Raw genomic sequence first — 17,879 nt, forward strand, 5'->3', positions numbered from 1 at the left:
CGTGGGGGGGGGGGGGGGGGGGGGGGGGGGGGGGGGGGGGGGGGGGGGGGGGGGGGGAAGGGGGGGGGGGGGGGGGGGGGGGGGGGGAGGGGGGGAAGGGGGGGGGGGAGGGGGGGGGGGGGGGGGGGTCCCCGTCACCGTACGGACGAGTCCTTCTTGGCGCCTCAGGAGGCCCTAGTCCTTCTTCGGCTCCTCCAGACGCGGGCTGTGTCCTCTGGGGGCGACCCCCAGACCCCCGCGTGTCCCCGCAGGAGGCCCTAGTCCTTCTTCGGCTCCTCCAGACGCGGGAACAGCACCGCGCCCTTCGTCACCGTCGCGCCCACCGGGAGCAGGCCCCACGTGCCCGCGTCCTGGACGCGCTGGGCGGCCAGCGGACCCAGGTCGGCCGCCTCGGCGCCGAGGGAGTCCCACAGGGCCTGGGAGGTCTCCGGCATGACCGGGTTCAGCAGGACCGCCACCGCGCGCAGCGACTCCGCCGCGGTGTAGAGGATCGTCGCCAGTCGGGCCCGGCCCTCGTCCGAGTCGTCCTTGGCCACCTTCCACGGCTCCTGCTCCGTGATGTAGCCGTTGACCTGCTTCACGAAGTCGAAGATCGCCAGGATGCCGCCCTGGAAGTCCAGCTCCTCGCCGATCTTCCGGTCGGCCTCGGACACGGCCTTCGCCATGCCCTCCGCGACCGCCTTCTCGGCTTCGCCGGACGCCGTGGCCTCCGGCAGGGTCCCGCCGAAGTACTTGCCGACCATCGCGGCGACGCGCGAGGCGAGGTTGCCGTAGTCGTTGGCGAGCTCGGAGGTGTAGCGGGCGGTGAAGTCCTCCCACGAGAAGGACCCGTCCTGGCCGAACGCGATCGCCCGCAGGAAGTACCAGCGGTACGCGTCCACGCCGAAGTGCGAGGTCAGGTCCTGCGGCTTGATGCCGGTCAGGTTCGACTTCGACATCTTCTCGCCGCCGACCATCAGCCAGCCGTTCGCGGCGATCCTGCCCGGGACCGGCAGGCCCTGGGCCATCAGCATGGCCGGCCAGATGATCGCGTGGAAGCGGAGGATGTCCTTGCCGACCAGGTGCACGTTGGCCGGGAAGGTCTCGTCGAACTTCTCCTGGTTCGCGCCGTAGCCGACGGCCGTCGCGTAGTTCAGGAGCGCGTCGACCCACACGTAGATGACGTGCTTCTGGTCCCAGGGGATCGGGATGCCCCAGTCGAAGGTGGAGCGCGAGATCGACAGGTCCTGCAGGCCCTGCTTGACGAAGTTCAGGACCTCGTTGCGGGCGGACTCGGGCTGGATGAAGCCGGGGTTGGCCTCGTAGAACTCAAGCAGCTTCGGGCCGTACTCGCTGAGCTTGAAGAAGTAGTTCTCCTCCTTGAGGATCTCCACCGGCTTCTTGTGGATCGGGCAGAGCTTCACGCCCTGCTCGTCCTCGATCAGGTCGCCGGGGAGCTTGTACTCCTCACAGCCCACGCAGTACGGGCCTTCGTACCCGCCCTTGTAGATCTCGCCCTTGTCGTACAGGTCCTGCACGAACTCCTGCACACGGTCCGTGTGCCGCTTCTCCGTCGTACGGATGAAGTCGTCGTTCGCGATGTTCAGGTGCTCCCAGAGGGGCTTCCACGCCTCCTCGACGAGCTTGTCGCACCACGCCTGCGGGCTGACGTCGTTCGCCTCCGCGGTGCGCATGATCTTCTGACCGTGCTCGTCCGTGCCGGTGAGGTACCACACCTTCTCGCCACGCTGACGGTGCCAGCGCGTGAGCACGTCGCCTGCGACGGTCGTGTAGGCGTGGCCCAGGTGAGGAGCGTCGTTGACGTAGTAGATGGGGGTCGAGACGTAGTACGCCTTCGCCCCCTGCTTCTCGGATCCAGTGGCCGCCATGGTCGAAATCCTAACGGTCCGTTGAAGATCCATTCACATCGATAAGAGGCGGAGACATTTGCGAAACCTCCCCTCGCGTAGAAAGGCTCATCCGGGGAGGACGGGGGAGCGGCGGCGTGAGCGAGGACGAGAGCATGCGGGTACTGGTCGCGGAGGACGAGCAGGTGCTCGCGGAGCTCGTCGCCACCGGGCTGCGGCGGGCGGGATTTGCCGTCGACACCGTCTACAGCGGGGACGCGGCCCTCGCCTACCTCGGGCTGCACGACTACGACGTGGTCGTCCTCGACCGGGACCTTCCGCGCGTCCACGGCGACGACGTCGCGCGGGAGCTGGTCGCCGGGGCGTCCCGGACGCGGATCCTGATGCTGACCGCCTCCGCGTCCGTGGAGGACCGGGTCGAGGGCCTGGACCTGGGCGCCGACGACTATCTGGGCAAGCCCTTCGAGTTTCCCGAGCTGGTCTCCCGGGTGCGGGCCCTGCGGCGGCGCAGCGCCCGTCCGGTACCGCCGCTGCTGGAACGCGACGGGCTGCGGCTGGACACCGTACGCAGGACGGCCTCCCGGGACGGCCGGGACCTCGATCTCTCACCGAAGGAGTTCTCGGTGCTCCAGATCCTGCTGGAGGCCGACGGGGCCGCGGTCTCGGCCGAGGAGCTGCTGGAGCGGGCCTGGGACGCGCACGCCGACCCGTTCACGGGCGCGGTACGGGTCTGCATGAGCAAGCTGCGCGGGAAGCTGGGGGAGCCGTCCGTGATCCGTACGGTCCAGGGTGTGGGATACGCGCTGTGATCGGCCCGGGGTCCACCATCCGTACGCGGATCGCGCTCGTCTACGGCGGGGCCTTCCTGGTCCTCGGGGCCGGCCTGCTGGTGATCGTGAACCTGCTGTCCCGGGCGGGGACGGAGAACCGGGTCGCCGAACTCCGCTCGGAGTCCGTCCCCGGGGTCTTCATGCCCGCCTCCCCCGCGTCCGAGGCGTCGGAGGCGTCGGAGGTCTCGCGGGTGATGGCCTACCGGCTCACCGACACCGTTCAGGACGTGGCCTGGCAGCAGATGCTGATCTGGTCGTCGTTCGCTCTCCTCGCGATGGCGCTGTGCGCGGTCGCCGTGGGCTGGTGGACCGCGGGGCGGGTGCTGCGCCCCGTGCACACCATGACGGAGAGGGCGCGCGAGCTGTCCGAGCGCGATCTGGGCGTGGGAGCCCCTTCGGACGGGGTCTGGGGGAGGATCGCGGCGAGCGGCCCCGACGACGAACTGAAGCAGCTCGGCGACACGATCGACGCGCTGCTCGGGCGTCTGGAGGCGGCCTTCGACAGTCAGCGGCGGTTCATCGCGAACGCCTCCCACGAGCTGCGGACCCCGCTGGCGACGCAGCGTACGGCGATCCAGGTGGGCCTGGACGAGTCGGCGTCGGCGGACGAACTCGCCGCGACCAGGCGGGTGTTGCTGGACAGCAACCGGCGCAGTGAGCGACTGATCGAAGGGCTGCTGGTGCTCGCGCGCAGCGAACGGGGTCTGGAGGAGCGCGAGGACGTCGACCTGGGGGAGGTCGTCACGGAGGAGGCCGAGCGGCACGGGCTGCGGGCGGTGGCGGGGCGCGGCGGGGTCGTACGGGGCAACCGGGCCCTGCTCGCCCAGCTGGTGGGGAACCTGCTCGCCAACGCGCTCGCCCACAACGTGCCGGGCGGGCGGGCCGAGGTGGCCGTGGAGGGCGGCGTACTGGTCGTGACCAATACGGGCCCGCCGGTCGCCGCTTCGGACATCCCCGGGCTCTTCGAGCCCTTCCGGCGGGGCGAGGGGCGGGACCGGATGGGCCCCGGCGCGGGCCTCGGGCTCTCCATCGTCCGCTCGATCGCGATGGCCCACGGCGGCACGGTCACGGCCGTGCCGGGCCCCGAGGGGGGCGGCCTCGCCGTCACCGTGACGCTCCCGGTGACGGCGAGGTCCGGCTCCTAGCCCTTCGTCTCGCTGTCGGCCCCGGTGCCGGCGTCGTCCGTGCCGTCGCCCTTCCAGGCGGCGAGCAGCGCGCGGAAGAACGCCGGGTGCGGGGTCTCGGCGGGCGTCGGGCCCGCGTGGAAGAAGCCCGCGTTCTCCGCCTGGAGCTTGCGCAGGTAGTCGAAGCCCTTGGCGTCCTCCTCGCCGAACGCCACGAACTGCCAGAAGACCGGCCTGCCGGCCGCGTCGGCGAGCGCCTGGGTGGCGGCCGTACGGGACTCCGGGGCACCGTCCGTCTGGAACACGACGAACGCGGGCCGCTGCGGGCCGGCCTTCTCGTGCTGGGCCAGGACCTCTTCGATGGCGCGGTGGTAGTTCGTCCGCCCCATCCGGCCGAGGGACTCGTGCAGTACCTCGATCCGGCCGTCGACGTTGTCGAGGGTCAGCTCGCCGGTGCCGTCGATCTCGGTCGAGAAGAAGACCACCGGCACGGTCGCGTCCTCGTCGAGGTGCGCGGCGAGGGCGAGGGTCTGCTCGGCGAGGTGCTGGGCGCTCCCGTCCTTGTAGAACCCGCGCATGGACAGCGACCGGTCGAGCACCAGGTACACCCGGGCGCGGGTGCCCGTGAGGCCCTGCTTCTTGAGGACCGCGCCGGCGGCCTTGTAGGCGTCGGCGAGCTGGGGCGCGCGGCTCTTGACCCGGGCGAGGGCCAGAGCGGGCTTGCCGGCGGTGGCGGCGGTCTCCGGCGCGGCTTCCCCGACGGTCTCGGGGGCCTCGGCGGCCTCCGGCGCCACGGCCGCGACCGTCTCGGCTGCCTCGACCGTGTCGGGCTCGGGCTCGGGAAGTGTCTCGGGCTCCGTGACGGGCTCGGGAGCCTCCACCGTCTCGGGGGTCTCCGGGGCCGCGACGGCCTCGGGCTTTGGAGCGACCGGCTCGGCCTCCGGCTCGGCAGCCTCGACCGTCTCGGGGGTCTCCGGGGCCGCGACGGCCTCGGGCTCCGGAGCGACCGGCTCGGCCTCCGGCTCCGGCTCGGCCTCGGGCAGGACCTCGGGCACCGTGACCTTCTCAGGGGTCTCGACCGCCTCAGCCGTCTCGACCGACTCCACCGCCTCCGACTCCACCACCTCCGGCTCCGCGGCCGGCTCCTCGGTGGCGGAAACCACCGCCTCCGGCTCCTTCGCCGGCTCCGGTTCCTCCCGCGCCGCCGGCACCGTCGGTGCCGTCGTCGCCGTCGTGAGCGGCTTCGGGTTGTCGAAGGAGGCCGCCACCAGGTCCGCCGCCGCCTTCTCCACCGGCGAAGAGGCGGCGTCCTGCGCCTGCTCCCGGGGTCGTTCCTGTGCGGGGACCGACGCCTGCGCGGGCGCGTCCTGGGCCGTGCGTTCCGTCTGGGCCGGGACGGAGGCTGCCGCCGACTCGTTACGCTCCGCATGGTCGCGACCAAACACCTTGCGCAGCAAGCTCCGAATGCCCATGGGCGAGGCCTTTCGCATGAGTTGGGTGCGGTGTATGTCCGTACTGGTAGGAATCATCCCTGGCCAGGGCGGACACGTAAGGTTAGCGGCCCCGTGCGTCGGCAAAAGGCAAGGGTCAATTACGTCAATCGCGCCCCAGTCGCCCTGGATTCATCCCTCGTTCATCCTCCCGCAGCCGCGGTGCACATGAGCGCACATAACGTCACCGCCGGACGGAACACCGACACCATGTCGGCACCATGTCGGCGCGGATCGCGCCGGAGGAGGACCACGTGCGCCATCTGCTGCCGCTGCTGAGCACCCACTCCCACGCGGGTGGGCGCTCCGCCCTGACCTGCCGTTTCCGCTGCGGCGACGCCTGTTTCCACGAGGTGCCCAACACCAGTGACAACGAGTACGTCGGCGACGTCATAGCCGGCGCCTACTCGCGCCGCTCGCTGATGCGCGCCGCCGCCGTGGTCACCGTCGCGGCCGCCGCCGGCGGCGCGGTCGTCGGCGCGGGCGGCACCCCCGCCGTCGCCGCCGCCCCGGCCGAGGACCGCCGCGGCGGCAGGCCCGGGAAGGACGCGGCCCGCGGTCTGCGCTTCGTGCCCGTGGCCCCCAACCGGGACGACAAGGTCACCGTCCCCGACGGCTACGCCCAGAACGTCGTCATCCGCTGGGGCGAGCCGATTCTCCGCGGCGCCCCCGCCTTCGACCCCGACAAGCAGACCGCGAAGGCCCAGGCCGGCCAGTTCGGCTACAACAACGACTTTCTCTCGCTGCTCCCGCTGCGCGGTGAGCACGGCCGCCAGGTCCTCGTCGCGAACCACGAGTACACCGACGAAGTCCTGATGTTCAAGGGCTACGACGCCGCGAACCCGACCCGCGAGCAGGTCGAGATCGCCTGGGCCGCGCACGGTCTGTCGGTCGTCGTCGTCCAGGAGGAGCACCGCACCGGCAAGCTCACCGCCGTGACGCGGCACCCGCTCAACCGCCGTCTCACCGCGACCGGCGAGTTCCGGCTCACCGGCCCCGCCGCCGGGTCGCCGCTGCTGCGGACCTCGGCCGACGCGTCGGGTACGAAGGTGCTCGGCACGCTCAACAACTGCGCCGGCGGCACCACCCCGTGGGGGACGACGCTGCACGGCGAGGAGAACTTCAACCAGTACTTCGCAGGCGGCTCCAGCGCCACGGACAAGCGCTACGGCGTCGGCGCCGGCGCCAGCGAGCGCAAGTGGGAGCGGTTCGACAAGCGCTTCGACCTGGCACAGGAGCCCAACGAGGTCCACCGCTTCGGCTGGGTCGTCGAACTCGACCCGTACGACCCGGACTCCACGCCCCGCAAGCGCACCGCGCTCGGCCGCTTCAAGCACGAGGCCGCGCAGCCGCGACTCACCGAGGACGGCCGTCCCGTCGTCTACATGGGTGACGACGAGCGCTTCGACTACTTCTACAAGTTCGTCTCGTCGAAGCGGATGAAGAAGGGGAACTCCCGGGCCGCCCGCGAGCACAACCTCACGCTGCTCGACGAGGGCACCCTCTACGTCGCCAAGCTCACCGGCGACAGCCCGGCCGCCGAGACCGACGGCACGGGCAAGCTCCCGAACGACGGCGAGTTCGACGGCAGCGGCCAGTGGATCCCGCTCGCCACCGGCGATGTCTCGCACGTCCCCGGGATGACCGCCGAGGAGGTGTACGTCTTCACCCGCCTCGCCGGTGACAAGGTCGGCGCCACCAAGATGGACCGCCCCGAGGACGTCGAGCCGTCGCCGCGCACCGGCCGCGTCTATGTCGCGCTCACCAACAACAAGGACCGCGGCGCGGCCGGCAAGGCCCCCGCCGACGAGGCCAACCCGCGCAACGCCAACAAGCACGGCCAGATCCTGGAGCTCGCCGAGCACTGGGACGACCCGGCGAGTGACGGTTTCGCGTGGCGTCTGTTCCTGGTCGCGGGCGACCCGAACGATCCGGCGACGTACTTCGCGGGCTTCCCCAAGGAGAAGGTCAGCCCCATCTCCTGCCCGGACAATGTCGCCTTCGACCCGTACGGCAACCTGTGGATCTCCACCGACGGCAACCAGCTCGGCTCGCACGACGGCCTGTTCGCCGTCGCCACCCACGGCGAGCGGCGCGGTGAGCTGAAGCAGTTCCTCACCGTCCCGGCCGGCGCCGAGACCTGTGGCCCGCTCGTCCAGGACCGCCGTGTCCTGGTCTCCGTGCAGCACCCGGGCGAGGTCGACGGCGCGTCCGTCGAGCAGCCCGCGTCGGTGTGGCCGGACGGGCCGGGCCGGATCGTCCGCCCCTCGGTGGTCGCCGTCTGGCGCGCGGACGGCAACGGCATCGGCGTCTGACCGAAGTCCGCCCCCGCGTCAGGTGCGAGCGGACGGCCCTCAGACCACGCCCACGCTCTCCCGGAACCGGGTGAACTGCTCCCGGGGCTCGCCCGTGTACGCCCACGGCACCGGTGCCGCTCGTGCCCCGAGGAGCCCGAGCACTCCCCGGGCGATCTCCCGCTCGTTCGCGTAACAGGCGGCGTGCGCGAGATAGTTGAGATCGGCGACCTCCTCGGGCGCGACCGGCCCCGGTGTGCGGCCGCCGATCCAGCGCTCCCAGGTCCGCCGGATCTCCGTCACCGCCAGCTCGTGCTTCCAGTGCTGGTCGAAGCCGCGCACCGGAGCGCGGCCCCTGGATCCCTCGGCGATGTAGCGGTACTCCTCCACCCGCGCGACCTGTACCAGAACCGGCAGCGGCGACCCGGGCGGCGCCACCCCGGCGGCGTCCCGCGCGAAGTCGTACATGGCGCCGTGCGTGCCGTGCCACCGGGCCGACCAGTAGCGCAGCAGCTGGGCGTGGCCTTCGGTGTTGTACGGGTCGCGGCGTCGCAACTCGTCCCACCAGCGGCGCAGTTCGTGCCGCCCGACGCCGCCCTCGTACAGCCGGGCCACCGTCAGCAGCGACACCCAGGGCATGGGGTCAGTGGGCCGGGCGTCGGCCGCGCCGAGGCACGCCATCACGGCGGCGTCGAGCCGCGCGCGCTCCACGCAGGTGCCCCGGCCCACCGCGATCGCCTCGTTGAAGACCCGGACGACCTCGGTGGCGGCCCGCAGCACGGCCGCGTCGGGGTTGTCGGGTTCGGCCGCCCGCCAGGCCTCGACGGTGGAGCTGCCCGCCGCGGCGTGGGAGAGCAGCCGCAGCCGGTGGGTGCGGCGCGGCCAGTGGTCGCCCGTGGCGCGCAGCAGATCGCGGACGCCCTGCCAGCGGCCGATGACGATGTCGTGCCGAGCCTCGGTGAGCGGGCGGTCGCCGAAGTCGGGGTCGAAGTCCGGTACGAAGCGTGCGGGGCGGCGGCGAGAGGCCATCCACGTTCCTCCCTCGGTGTCAGAAGTCGGTGGCCAGGGCCTCGCCGGTGCGACTGCCACCGCCGCGGCCCGAAGGGTTGTACGGCTCCGCGGCCGCCAGTGCTCGCGCCGCGTCGAGTTTCGCGGGGCGGTAGTAGGCGCTGCCTCTGCGCCAGTACCAGAGCATCGGCGCCACCCCGGCCACGAGCCCGCCGAGCCCGATCGCGACGGAGGCGGTCGACAGCTCCGCCAGCGACTCGGCGAACACCCACAACATGAACGCGGAACCGAGCAGCGGCCAGGCGCCGCCGAACAGGAAGTTCCGTACGGACGTCAGGAGCATCGACTTGTAGGCGACGACCGCGGCGATGCCCGCGAGACCGTAGTAGAACGCGATCAACAGGCCGATGGCGCTGACCGCCGCGCTGAGGATGTCGCCCACCGAGCCGAGGGCGGTCGCCGCGACGAACATCAGCGCGGCGGCCCCGCCGACCACGGCGATCGCCACCCAGGGGGTGTTCCAGCGGCGGTGGACGGTGCCGAGCGCGGCGGGCAGGGTGCGGTCGCGTCCCATGGCGAACAGCGAGCGGGTCACCTGGATGAGGGTGGTCTCCAGGGTGGCGACCGTGGAGAGCATGACGGCCGCGACGAGGAGTTTCCCGCCGACGCCGGGCCAGATCTCCTGTCCGAGGGCGGCGAGCACTCCGGCTCCGCTCTCCTTGATCTGCCCGGAGGTCAGCAGGACGTTGACCGCGATGGTGAACGCCTCGAAGAGCAGGAAGACCACGCCGACGCCGACGAGCGCCGCGAGACCGGCGGTGCGGCGGCTGTCGCGGGTCTCCTCGCTGAGATTGCTGGTGACGTCCCAGCCCCAGTAGTAGAACGCGGCGATCAGCGCGCCGGAGGCGAAGCCGCCCGCCCCCTCGAAGTGGCCGAAGCCGAGCCACGACCAGTCGAAGGCCCGGGCGCTGCCCCGGTGGACGAGCGCGGCGAGGATGAACGCCAGCAGGACGACCAGTTCCACACCGGACATGAGGAGCTGCGCGCGCACGGTGAGCCGGGCGCCGCCGAGGACGACCAGCAGCATCATCAGGAACCAGCCCGCGCCGACCGCCGCGGACAGACCGGTGTGCTCGGCCAGTTCGGGATCGAAGAGGGCGAGGGTCATCGCCCCGGCCGGCAGCGAACCGGCGACCATGAAGAGCGTCGCGGAGACGACGAGGGCCCAGCCGGAAAGGAACCCCAGGAACGGGTGGAGCGTGCGGCCGACCCACGAGTATCCGGCGCCCGCGTTGACGTCGATCCGGCCGAGGCGGCTGTAGGCGAGGACGATGCCGAGCATCGGGATCGCGCAGTAGAGGAGCGCGGCCGGCCCGGCGAGTCCGACCGCGCCGAAGAGGACGGCGGTGGTGGCGGCGAGGGAGTAGGCGGGGGCGCTTCCCGCGACCGCCATGACGATGGTGTCGAACGTGCCGAGGACGTTGGGCTGCAGCCCTCTGCCAGTGTCTCTGCCGGTGTTCTTGCGCATGGCGAATGTCCTCGTGTGGCACGTCATGTGGCGGTAAGTCAGGACGAGAAGAGTGCGCACGGTCGGACCGGTGGGGCGCCGGGCGCGCGTGGGGTGAATCGTGCGCATCGTAGTCGCCCGGGTGGAATGCGGTGACGGCGGTGTGGAGGATTCCGTTTTCCCGGGACGCCCCGGTCGGCGGGCGGCTATCCCGCCACCGGGCCGGGCGCGGCGATCGCCCGCGCCGCCCGCACCTCCCGGCGCAGCGGGGCGAGAACGCCCTCGTCGTCGCCTTCCGGTTCGGCCCGTACTCCGACCAGGACGTCACTGGTGCGCAGGCCGTCCGCCAGAGCGCGCAACTGGTCGATGACGGCGGTGACTTCGACCGGCGCGGGTGGCGGTGCCCCGTGGTCGACGCGGACCCGCGCGGCCGTCGTCGCGTCCACGATCCGTTCGACGGCGACGACCAGGGGCCACCAGGCGGCGGCGCGCGGCCCGGTCGGCACCGGGGCTGACGGGCCCGAACGCGTGGGACACGTACGAGGCCGTGTCGGCGACGGCGTCGGCGAGCCGGTCGCCGATCCGGGTCCGCCAGCTCTCCGGCCAGAGCAGATATCCGGCGACCAGCGCGATCCCGCAGCCGATGAGGGAGTCCCAGAAGCGGGGCAGCACCAGGCCGAAGCCCTGCCGGTTCAGCAGATCGGACAGCAGCAGGATCACCGGGGTGATCGCGGCGGTCTGGAAGGCGTACCCCTTGGCCGAGAACGCCGGGATCAGCGCGGCGAGGACCACCATCACCGGCACGTCCCACCACCCCCGGGGCACCTCGGCGAGCACGGCCGCCGCGACGACCAGACCGGCCGCCGTGCCGAAGGCGCGCATGACCGCCCGCGAGAAGACCGACCCGAAGTCGGGCTTGAGGACGAAGGTGACGGTCAGGGCGACCCAGTACGAACGCGGGACGTCGATCAGCGACACCAGCGACTGGGCGAGACCGATGCACAGCGCGAGCCGCAGCCCGTACCGCCACGAGGCCCCGGAGAGCAGCGCCCCGCGCACGGCCCGCCGGATCCGGACCCGCAGTGCCGCGGGCCGGCCGAGCCGGTCGTCGACGTTGTAGGCGTCGGGTTCGGCCGCGTGCACGACGGTGGCCGCGTGCCGCAGGGCGTGGTCGACGGCCCGCTCGGCCGGCGTGGCCGGCGGCGGCAGGTCGAGCGCGGGCATCCCGGTGCGGCCCTCCTCGACGGCGTCGGCCAGCTCCCGTACGGCCGCCGGGATCGCCTCCGGCAGCGGCCCGAGCCTCCTGGCCCGCTGATGCGCGGCGGGGGCGGCCTCGACCAGCGGGATGACCACATTGAGCTGGGCGAGCAGCCGGACCAGGACCGGGGCGCGGCCGTGCTCGCGGGCCCGTCGGCCGAGGACCAGGTCGTACGACTGGTTGAGGGACTGGGTGACGGCCTGGCGTTTCTCCTCGTACGCGTCGGTGCCCGCGGCGGCGAGGACGTCGGCGACGGACCGGTAGGTGGCGGCGACGGCGGCCCGTTCGGGGACCCCGCCGCGCAGCGGCCAGCCGAGCAGGGTCAGCGCGAGAACGACCGCCCCGCCGAGGGTGAGCAGCAGCGGCGCCTTCCACCAGGGGCCCGGCAGGGGCAGTCCGGCACCCACGACGGTGTTGAGGAGCAGCAGCAGACCGGATACGGAGGCGATGGCGCCGATCGACGAGATCATCCCGGAGACCAGCGCGACCAGGGTGAGCGCCGCGACCGCGAACCAGCCCTCGCCGTACACCAGCGAGCCGAGCAGGATGCCGGCCGCGCCGAAGAGCTGGGGGACGGCGATGTTCAGGAAGCGCATCCGGTAGGCGTCGGCGGTGTCACCGATGACCCCGGAGAGGGCGCCCATGGAGACGAGGGCGCCGTACGAGGGCCGGCCCGCCGCCAGACCGACGGCGAGCGGGGCGGAGAGGGCGACCGAGGCCCGGGCGACCGAGGCCCAGGGGATGGGCGCGGGCTGGGGGCGCAGGCCCTGCACCAGCCACTGGGGCGGGGAGAGCCGTGCGGTCCGCGTCCTTGCCGTCGTCATGTGAGGCCTCGCGGGGGCGGGCGGCGGCCCGGGGCCCGGCCCGGGCTCAGCTCTCGTACCCCTCGACCTCCGCGGCCGGGCGGACCGCCGCCGAGTTCGGGTCGTCGCCGTACTCGGCCTTCGCCCGCCGCTGGCGCAGCAGGTCCCAGCACTGGTCGAGCTGTACCTCGATCCCGGCCAGCCGTGCCTGCTCCTCGTCCGAGAGCCCGCCGACCCGGTCGCGCAGGGCGCGTTCCTCGGAGACGAGGTCGCCGATGGTGCCCAGGATCTGTTCGTTGTCCATGTCCTCCAGCGTGGCGCGTCAGCCGCCGGCATGCAGGTCGAGGTCGGCCAGCAGGGCCCGGTGGTCGGAGGGGCCGACGTCCAGGAAGCGGACGCCGCGTACCGAGAAGTCGTCGCTGACCAGCACATGGTCGATCTGGGCGAACGGGGGGAGCGGGCCGCCGCGCGGCCAGGTCGGGGTCCGGGGGGCGCCCGTGAGACGGGCGCTGTCGTGCAGCCGCCCGGCGTCGAGCACGCGGCGGAAGGCGGCGTGGTCCGCGGAGGCGTTGAAGTCCCCGGCGAGGAGGGTGGGCCGGCCCCGGTGTTCCACCGCGAACGCCCGCAGCCGGCCCAGCTCCCTCTGCCACAGCGCGGTCCGGCCGGGCAGCGGAGGCATCGGATGCGCGAGCTGGAGGCGTACGTCCCTGCCGCCGATCCGTGCGGTGGCGCCGGGCATCCCCATGACGCCGGGGACCGGGGCTTCCTCCGTCAGCGGGTGGACGCTCAGGATCACCGACCCGGCGGATCCGTCCGCGGCGACCTGGGCCCGGTACGGATAGGCGGTGCGCAGCGCCGCGTCCAGTGCGGCCGCGCAGGGGCGGTCGCACTCCGACACGAAGACGGTGGTGGGCCGCTGCCGGCGGATAGCCTCGATCAGTTCGGGGGCGGCCCGCCCGAACTCCACATTGGAGGTGAGCACCCGCAGTTTCGCCACGACCGGGCCCTCGGCGTCGGTGGAGCTGGGTCCGTACGGCTGGACGAACCATCCGCCGACGGCGAGGACGGCGAGCGAGAGCAGCGCGAGGAGAGCCCGCCTCGCGGCCAGTGCCAGCAGCAGCGCGAGCCCGGCCGGGACGGTCAGCCACGGCAGGAACGCGAGCAGCTGCGGCACGGGCGTGATCCCGTCCGTGCCGGCCAGCCGGCATCCGACGACGACGGCGGGCCCGGCGAGCAGCAGGGCGGCGGCCCAGGCGGTCGCCCGCGACGAGTGCTTCACGCTTTCCAAGGACGTCACGCTCTCCAAGGACGGTGTGGCGCGATCCGGGGTTGCGGCGGGGGCGGCGCCGTGTCCTGCGCGGGCGTCGGGCGGGGTCCCTGGCGGGCCGCCCGCGGCGTGGCCGGGTGCCCGCCGGGCGGCCCGGCCCCGGCCGGATGCCTCGACGGGCTCGGCGGCGAAGCTCCGCAGGCGCGCCCTCAGTGCCGCAGTGCCTGGCCGATCTCGGCCTTCGTGGCCCCGTTCAGCGAGCGGTTGCTGCGGGCGGTGCCGGTCTTCGACTCGCCCGTCGGGACGTCGTTCACGTTCAGCACGACGGTGTCGAGCAGATTCCCGCCGCTGTCGCGGAAGTTCACGGCGATCGTGTAGTCGGCGCTCTTGTCCGTGCTGTTGGTGACGGTGACCGCGGCGGTGGTCCGGTCGCCGTCGGCCTTGACCGCTCCCGCCCGCACGTCCGCCTTCCCGTCCACCCCGTCCTTGATCTCGGCCATCCTGGACGCGGCGTCCGCGGTCGCGGACGCGACGCTCTCCCCGACCCTGGCCCGGTCCTCCTCGGTGCACCCGACGGCCCCGGCGGCCAGGACGAGGGCGGCGGTCAGCGGGGCGACGGCGCTGCGGCAGGCTCTCATCCCTCCACGGTGCGGCCGGGGCACGGCGGGCGCCATCGCTGGGAGGTCGGACGGGTCATCCGGTCTGCCGCAGGAACCCCCGGTCCGCGTCGCCGACCCGGTCCCGGGGACCGGCGGCCCGCAGCACCACGTCGAGGACGCGGCCGGGGTCGGCGGCGTAACTGTGGGCGAACCACGGCATGTTGGCCTCCACCACGGCCCACTCGCCATCGGCCAGCAGCCCGATGTCCACACAGGTGGCACTGGGCAGCGACGGCGCGCACGCGTCGAGGAACGCCCGTGCGAAGTCCTGGGCCCGTGCGTCGACGGGCGCGGGGTCGAGGCGTCCGTGGACGGCGTAGCGGCTGCCCGAGGCGACCTCCCCGTCGAGGACGAACAGCCGGTACTCGGCGGCGAAGGAGACGACACCGCTGACGAGTATGGGAGTGTCGTCCGGCAGGTCGCGCGGCAGCCGGGTGCCGTCCGCGTACACGGCGGCGGGCAGCGAGTCGTGCTTGGCCGACGGCGGCTTCACGAACGCGGGCCGGTCCCTCTCGCGGGCCGCGCCGAGCGTCGTCAGCCCGATGTCCCGCCGTACCCATTGGCGGGGCAGCCGGGTGAGCCAGCCGTCGTCCGGCTCCAGCAGGCCGACACCGAGGCGGTCGGCCATCCGGTCGGCGGCGAGCGGCCCTCCGTACCAGTGGACCCCTTCCCCGGCCGCCCGCTCGACGGCCCCGGTCACCCGCAAGCCCCGTCGGACGGCGGCCTGTCCCAGCAGTTCGGCGGTGCTGGTGCGGGGCGGGTGCAGGAAGAGGGTGGGCGGCCGCCCGGATGACGCGATCCCGCGCCCGGTGTCGTCACGCATGACGCCGAGCGTACGGAGGCCGTGCGCGGAAGGGACCGGCGCCTCGGGTGCCGGTTCCTTCCGTATTACGTCGGGACGGAGGTCAGACCGTGTGCCGCGTCCCGCCCGTCGCCAGGGCCCAGATGACGAAGACCGAGACGGCCATCCCGAACACCGCCCACACCGGGTGGTACGGCAGGAACAGGAACTGGGCCACCAGGTTGAGCGCGACCAGGGCGATGCCCACGGCCCGGGCCCACTCGGCGCCCTTGAGGATGCCCCAGCCGGTGACGGCGAGAACGATGCCGAGGATCAGGTGGATCCAGCCCCAGGTGGGGAGGTTGAAGGCGAAGACGTAGTCGCCGATGCGGGTGTAGACGTCGTCCTCGGCGATCGCCGCGATGCCCTGGAAGACGTCCAGGATGCCCGTCACCAGCATCAGGATGCCGGCGAAGAGGGTGCCTCCGGCGGCCCAGCCGTCGTGGGCAGGGTCGGAGGTGCGGGTGGGCCGGGAGCGTGCGGTGTTCTGGCTCATGGAACTCATGGTCGGGCGGATCCGCCGGGTCGACCTTTCAGCTGGGCCGTTCGGGCGACGCGCCCGGCGTAGCGGACCCGGGGGCGTCGAGCGTGGCCAGGAAGTCCCCGAGTGCCGCGTTGAACTCCTCGGGGCGTTCCAGATTCGGCAGGTGCGCCGCGGATTCGATCACGGCGAGCGTCGACTGCGGCAGCGCGGCGTGCATCGCCTCGGCGTCCGTGACCGGCGTGTAGGTGTCGTCGCGGCCGACCACCACCAGGGCCGGGACCGTGACCCGGGTGAGCAGCTCGCGGTAGTCAGGGCGCTCGGCGCGCCCGCGCAGCGCGGCCGCCGCGCCCTCGGGCGGGGCGTTCAGCATCATCCGGAGGACGTGGGGCGCCGCGTGCGTGTTGTACGGGGCGACCATCTTGTCCAGGACCTCGTCCGCGTACCCCTTCATCCCCTCGGCGAGCAGCCGGTCCGCCTGCGCGTTCCGCGCGGCCCTGCCCTCGGGCGTCTCGGCGGCGGGAAAAGTGTCGGCGAGGATCAGGCCGCGGACGCGGTCGGGGTGGGTGCGGTAGCACTCCATGACGATCTGGCCGCCCATGGACAGGCCGCCGAGCACGAAACGGTCCACCTCCAGGTGGTCCAGGAGAGCCACGATGTCGTCGGCGAACAAGGACAGCGGGGTGAGACCGGGGGTGACGCCCGAGGTGCCGTAGCCCCGCAGGTCGGGGGCGATCACCCGGTGGGTGGTGGCGAACGCGGCGAGCTGCGGCTGCCACATGGTGCGGTCGAAGGGATGGCCGTGGACCAGGACCAGCGCGGGGCCGGTGCCTTCGTCCTCGTAGCCGACGGGAACTCCGTTGATCTGCGCGGAAGGCATGGCCCGAGGCTAGGCAGCCCTCCTGACTCGGTGCAATAAAATCTTTGCTCTCGGTGCAATGCCGTCGGGGCGGCGCACGACGCGGGAGGGGCGTATGGACTACCGGAGGATCGCCGACCGGATCGCGGCCGACATCGCCGCCGGGCGGCTGCGGGCCGGCGACCGGCTGCCCACCCAGCGCGCCTTCGCCCGCCGCCACCGGATCGCGCCGTCCACGGCGATCCGGGTCTACGGGGAGCTGGTCCGCCGGGGCCTGGTCGTGGGCGAGGTCGGACGCGGCACCTTCGTCCGGGCGGCGCCGCCGCAGCCCGGGCCCGCGCTCGCCGAGGCCGCCGGGGTCGCCCCCGTGGACCTCCAGCTCAACTACCCCGTCGTGTCCGGCCAGTCGGAGCTGATGGGCCGGGCGCTCGCCGCCCTGGCGCGCCCGGACGTGCTGACGGAGGTGACCCGGCCGGCGGCCGCGGCCGGTACGCCCGGGGCGCGCGCCGCCGCGGCCACCGTCCTGGCGAGGGCCGGCTGGGTGCCCGACGAGGACCGGGTGCTCTTCGCCGGCAACGGCCGCCAGGCCATCGCGGCGGCTGTCTCCTCGCTCGTACCGCCGGGCGGCCGGCTGGGCGTGGAGGCGCTGACATATCCGCTGGTCAAGGCGGTCGCGGAGCGGCTCGGCGTACGGCTCGTGCCCCTCGCGGTCGACGAGGAGGGAATGCGGCCCGACGCGCTGGCCGCCGCGCACCGGACCGCGCCGCTCGCCGCCGTCTACGTCCAGCCGACCCTGCACAATCCGCTCGCGCTGACAGCGGGGGAGCGCAGGCGCCAGGACCTCGCGGACGTGCTGCGGGAGTCGGGACTGACCGCGGTCGAGGACACCACCTGGGCTTTTCTCGCGCCGGACTCCCCCGCCCCGCTGGCCGCGCACGCTCCCGAGCACACGATCCTGGTGGACAGCCTCTCCAAGCGGCTGGCCCCGGGTCTGACCGTCGGCTATCTCGTGCCGCCCGCCGCCCACCGGGAGCGCCTCGCCCAGACCCTGCGGTCCGGCGCGTGGACGGCGGCCGGCTTCCCGCTGGCGGCGGCCACGCGCTGGTCGGAGGACGGGACGGTCGCCGAGGTCGTCGCCGCCAAGCGCGCCGACGCCGAGGCGCGGCACCGCCTGGTGAGCCGTCACCTGGGCCGCTTCGACCTCGTCACCGATCCCCGGGCGTACTACTGCTGGTGGCGCCTTCCCGCGCCCTGGCGCGCCGAGACCTTCGTCGCCGCGGCGGCCGCCGAGGGCGTCGCGGTGACCCCGGGCAGCGCGTTCGCCGTCGGCTCCGGAAGCGCCCCGGACGCGGTCCGGATCGGTCTGGCGTCACCGCCGCCCGGGATCCTGGCCGACGCGCTCGGCCGGCTCGCCGGCCTTGTCTCTTCCCTGACGGACCGCCCATGAGAGACCACCGCGCCCTCACCGACCCCGCCGGGCTGCACGTCCTCGACCACGACCTCGGGCAGCTGGAGATCCTCGGCGCCGGTACGGCCAGGGGCCGGGGCCTGATCCACTTGCGCTGCCGCCGCCGCCGGGTGTGCCCTTGAGGGAAGTGAGAGTGTCCGAGC

The 17,879-nt window shown here is 73.3% G+C and carries 15 protein-coding genes and 1 pseudogene; 5 read left to right on the forward strand and 11 right to left on the reverse strand.

All coding sequences use genetic code 11. The annotated features are described in order from the left end of the window. Window positions 1-257: 257 nt before the first annotated feature. Window positions 258-1,868, reverse strand: a complete 1,611-nt coding sequence (gene metG / locus ACZ5VC_RS15285) for a methionine--tRNA ligase (RefSeq protein WP_469120518.1) — start codon at window positions 1,866-1,868, stop codon at window positions 258-260. Window positions 1,869-2,002: 134 nt separating this feature from the next. On the opposite strand from metG, the gene ACZ5VC_RS15290 reads away from it, so the two are divergent. Then, on the forward strand, window positions 2,003-2,656 hold the full coding sequence (locus ACZ5VC_RS15290; RefSeq protein WP_469120809.1) for a response regulator transcription factor: 654 nt from the start codon (window positions 2,003-2,005) through the stop codon (window positions 2,654-2,656). Continuing rightward, the gene (locus tag ACZ5VC_RS15295; protein ID WP_469120519.1) at window positions 2,653-3,822 is read left to right on the forward strand and encodes a sensor histidine kinase; all 1,170 of its coding nucleotides are present in this window, start codon (window positions 2,653-2,655) and stop codon (window positions 3,820-3,822) included. The genes ACZ5VC_RS15290 and ACZ5VC_RS15295 overlap by 4 nt, the downstream gene beginning before the upstream one ends. Here ACZ5VC_RS15295 and ACZ5VC_RS15300 read toward each other — a convergent pair. After that, on the reverse strand, window positions 3,819-5,273 hold the full coding sequence (locus ACZ5VC_RS15300) for a VWA domain-containing protein (protein ID WP_469120520.1): 1,455 nt from the start codon (window positions 5,271-5,273) through the stop codon (window positions 3,819-3,821). The two genes, ACZ5VC_RS15295 and ACZ5VC_RS15300, sit on opposite strands and share 4 nt — an antisense overlap. Before the next feature lie 272 nt (window positions 5,274-5,545). Here ACZ5VC_RS15300 and ACZ5VC_RS15305 point away from each other — a divergent pair, with 272 nt between their 5' ends. Further along, on the forward strand, window positions 5,546-7,606 hold the full coding sequence (locus ACZ5VC_RS15305; RefSeq protein WP_469120810.1) for a PhoX family protein: 2,061 nt from the start codon (window positions 5,546-5,548) through the stop codon (window positions 7,604-7,606). 39 nt (window positions 7,607-7,645) lie between these two features. On the opposite strand, the gene ACZ5VC_RS15310 is transcribed toward ACZ5VC_RS15305, so the two are convergent. From ACZ5VC_RS15310 to ACZ5VC_RS15350, 9 genes and pseudogenes are all read right to left on the reverse strand, one after another. Continuing rightward, window positions 7,646-8,614: a hypothetical protein gene (locus ACZ5VC_RS15310; RefSeq protein ID WP_469120521.1), complete on the reverse strand. Its 969-nt coding sequence runs from the start codon at window positions 8,612-8,614 to the stop codon at window positions 7,646-7,648. A gap of 19 nt (window positions 8,615-8,633) precedes the next feature. Then, complete coding sequence (locus ACZ5VC_RS15315; protein ID WP_469120522.1) at window positions 8,634-10,121, reverse strand: APC family permease; 1,488 nt, start codon at window positions 10,119-10,121, stop codon at window positions 8,634-8,636. 185 nt (window positions 10,122-10,306) lie between these two features. Further along, a pseudogene (locus ACZ5VC_RS15320) lies at window positions 10,307-12,182 on the reverse strand (FUSC family protein). A gap of 46 nt (window positions 12,183-12,228) precedes the next feature. Beyond that, window positions 12,229-12,465 carry a DUF2630 family protein gene (locus ACZ5VC_RS15325; protein WP_468709134.1) on the reverse strand — a complete coding sequence of 79 codons (237 nt, stop codon included), beginning with the start codon at window positions 12,463-12,465 and terminating at the stop codon, window positions 12,229-12,231. Between the two features lie 18 nt (window positions 12,466-12,483). Then, window positions 12,484-13,467, reverse strand: coding sequence for an endonuclease/exonuclease/phosphatase family protein (locus tag ACZ5VC_RS15330; RefSeq protein WP_469120523.1), 984 nt, complete (start codon window positions 13,465-13,467; stop codon window positions 12,484-12,486). Between the two features lie 170 nt (window positions 13,468-13,637). Continuing rightward, window positions 13,638-14,066 (reverse strand): hypothetical protein, encoded by a 429-nt coding sequence (locus ACZ5VC_RS15335; RefSeq protein WP_469120524.1) that lies wholly within the window; start codon window positions 14,064-14,066, stop codon window positions 13,638-13,640. 55 nt (window positions 14,067-14,121) lie between these two features. After that, on the reverse strand, window positions 14,122-14,910 hold the full coding sequence (locus ACZ5VC_RS15340) for an ATP-grasp domain-containing protein (RefSeq protein WP_469120525.1): 789 nt from the start codon (window positions 14,908-14,910) through the stop codon (window positions 14,122-14,124). An 82-nt stretch (window positions 14,911-14,992) separates the two neighbouring features. Next, the gene (locus tag ACZ5VC_RS15345) at window positions 14,993-15,424 is read right to left on the reverse strand and encodes a DUF7144 family membrane protein (RefSeq protein ID WP_469120526.1); all 432 of its coding nucleotides are present in this window, start codon (window positions 15,422-15,424) and stop codon (window positions 14,993-14,995) included. Between the two features lie 37 nt (window positions 15,425-15,461). Then, on the reverse strand, window positions 15,462-16,289 hold the full coding sequence (locus ACZ5VC_RS15350) for an alpha/beta fold hydrolase (RefSeq protein WP_469120527.1): 828 nt from the start codon (window positions 16,287-16,289) through the stop codon (window positions 15,462-15,464). A 94-nt stretch (window positions 16,290-16,383) separates the two neighbouring features. Here ACZ5VC_RS15350 and ACZ5VC_RS15355 point away from each other — a divergent pair, with 94 nt between their 5' ends. After that, window positions 16,384-17,715: an aminotransferase-like domain-containing protein gene (locus tag ACZ5VC_RS15355; RefSeq protein WP_469120528.1), complete on the forward strand. Its 1,332-nt coding sequence runs from the start codon at window positions 16,384-16,386 to the stop codon at window positions 17,713-17,715. Then, complete coding sequence (locus tag ACZ5VC_RS15360; protein ID WP_469120529.1) at window positions 17,712-17,858, forward strand: hypothetical protein; 147 nt, start codon at window positions 17,712-17,714, stop codon at window positions 17,856-17,858. The genes ACZ5VC_RS15355 and ACZ5VC_RS15360 overlap by 4 nt, the downstream gene beginning before the upstream one ends. Window positions 17,859-17,879: the final 21 nt, after the last annotated feature.

Source organism: Streptomyces sp. NPDC033174, assembly GCF_055577795.1.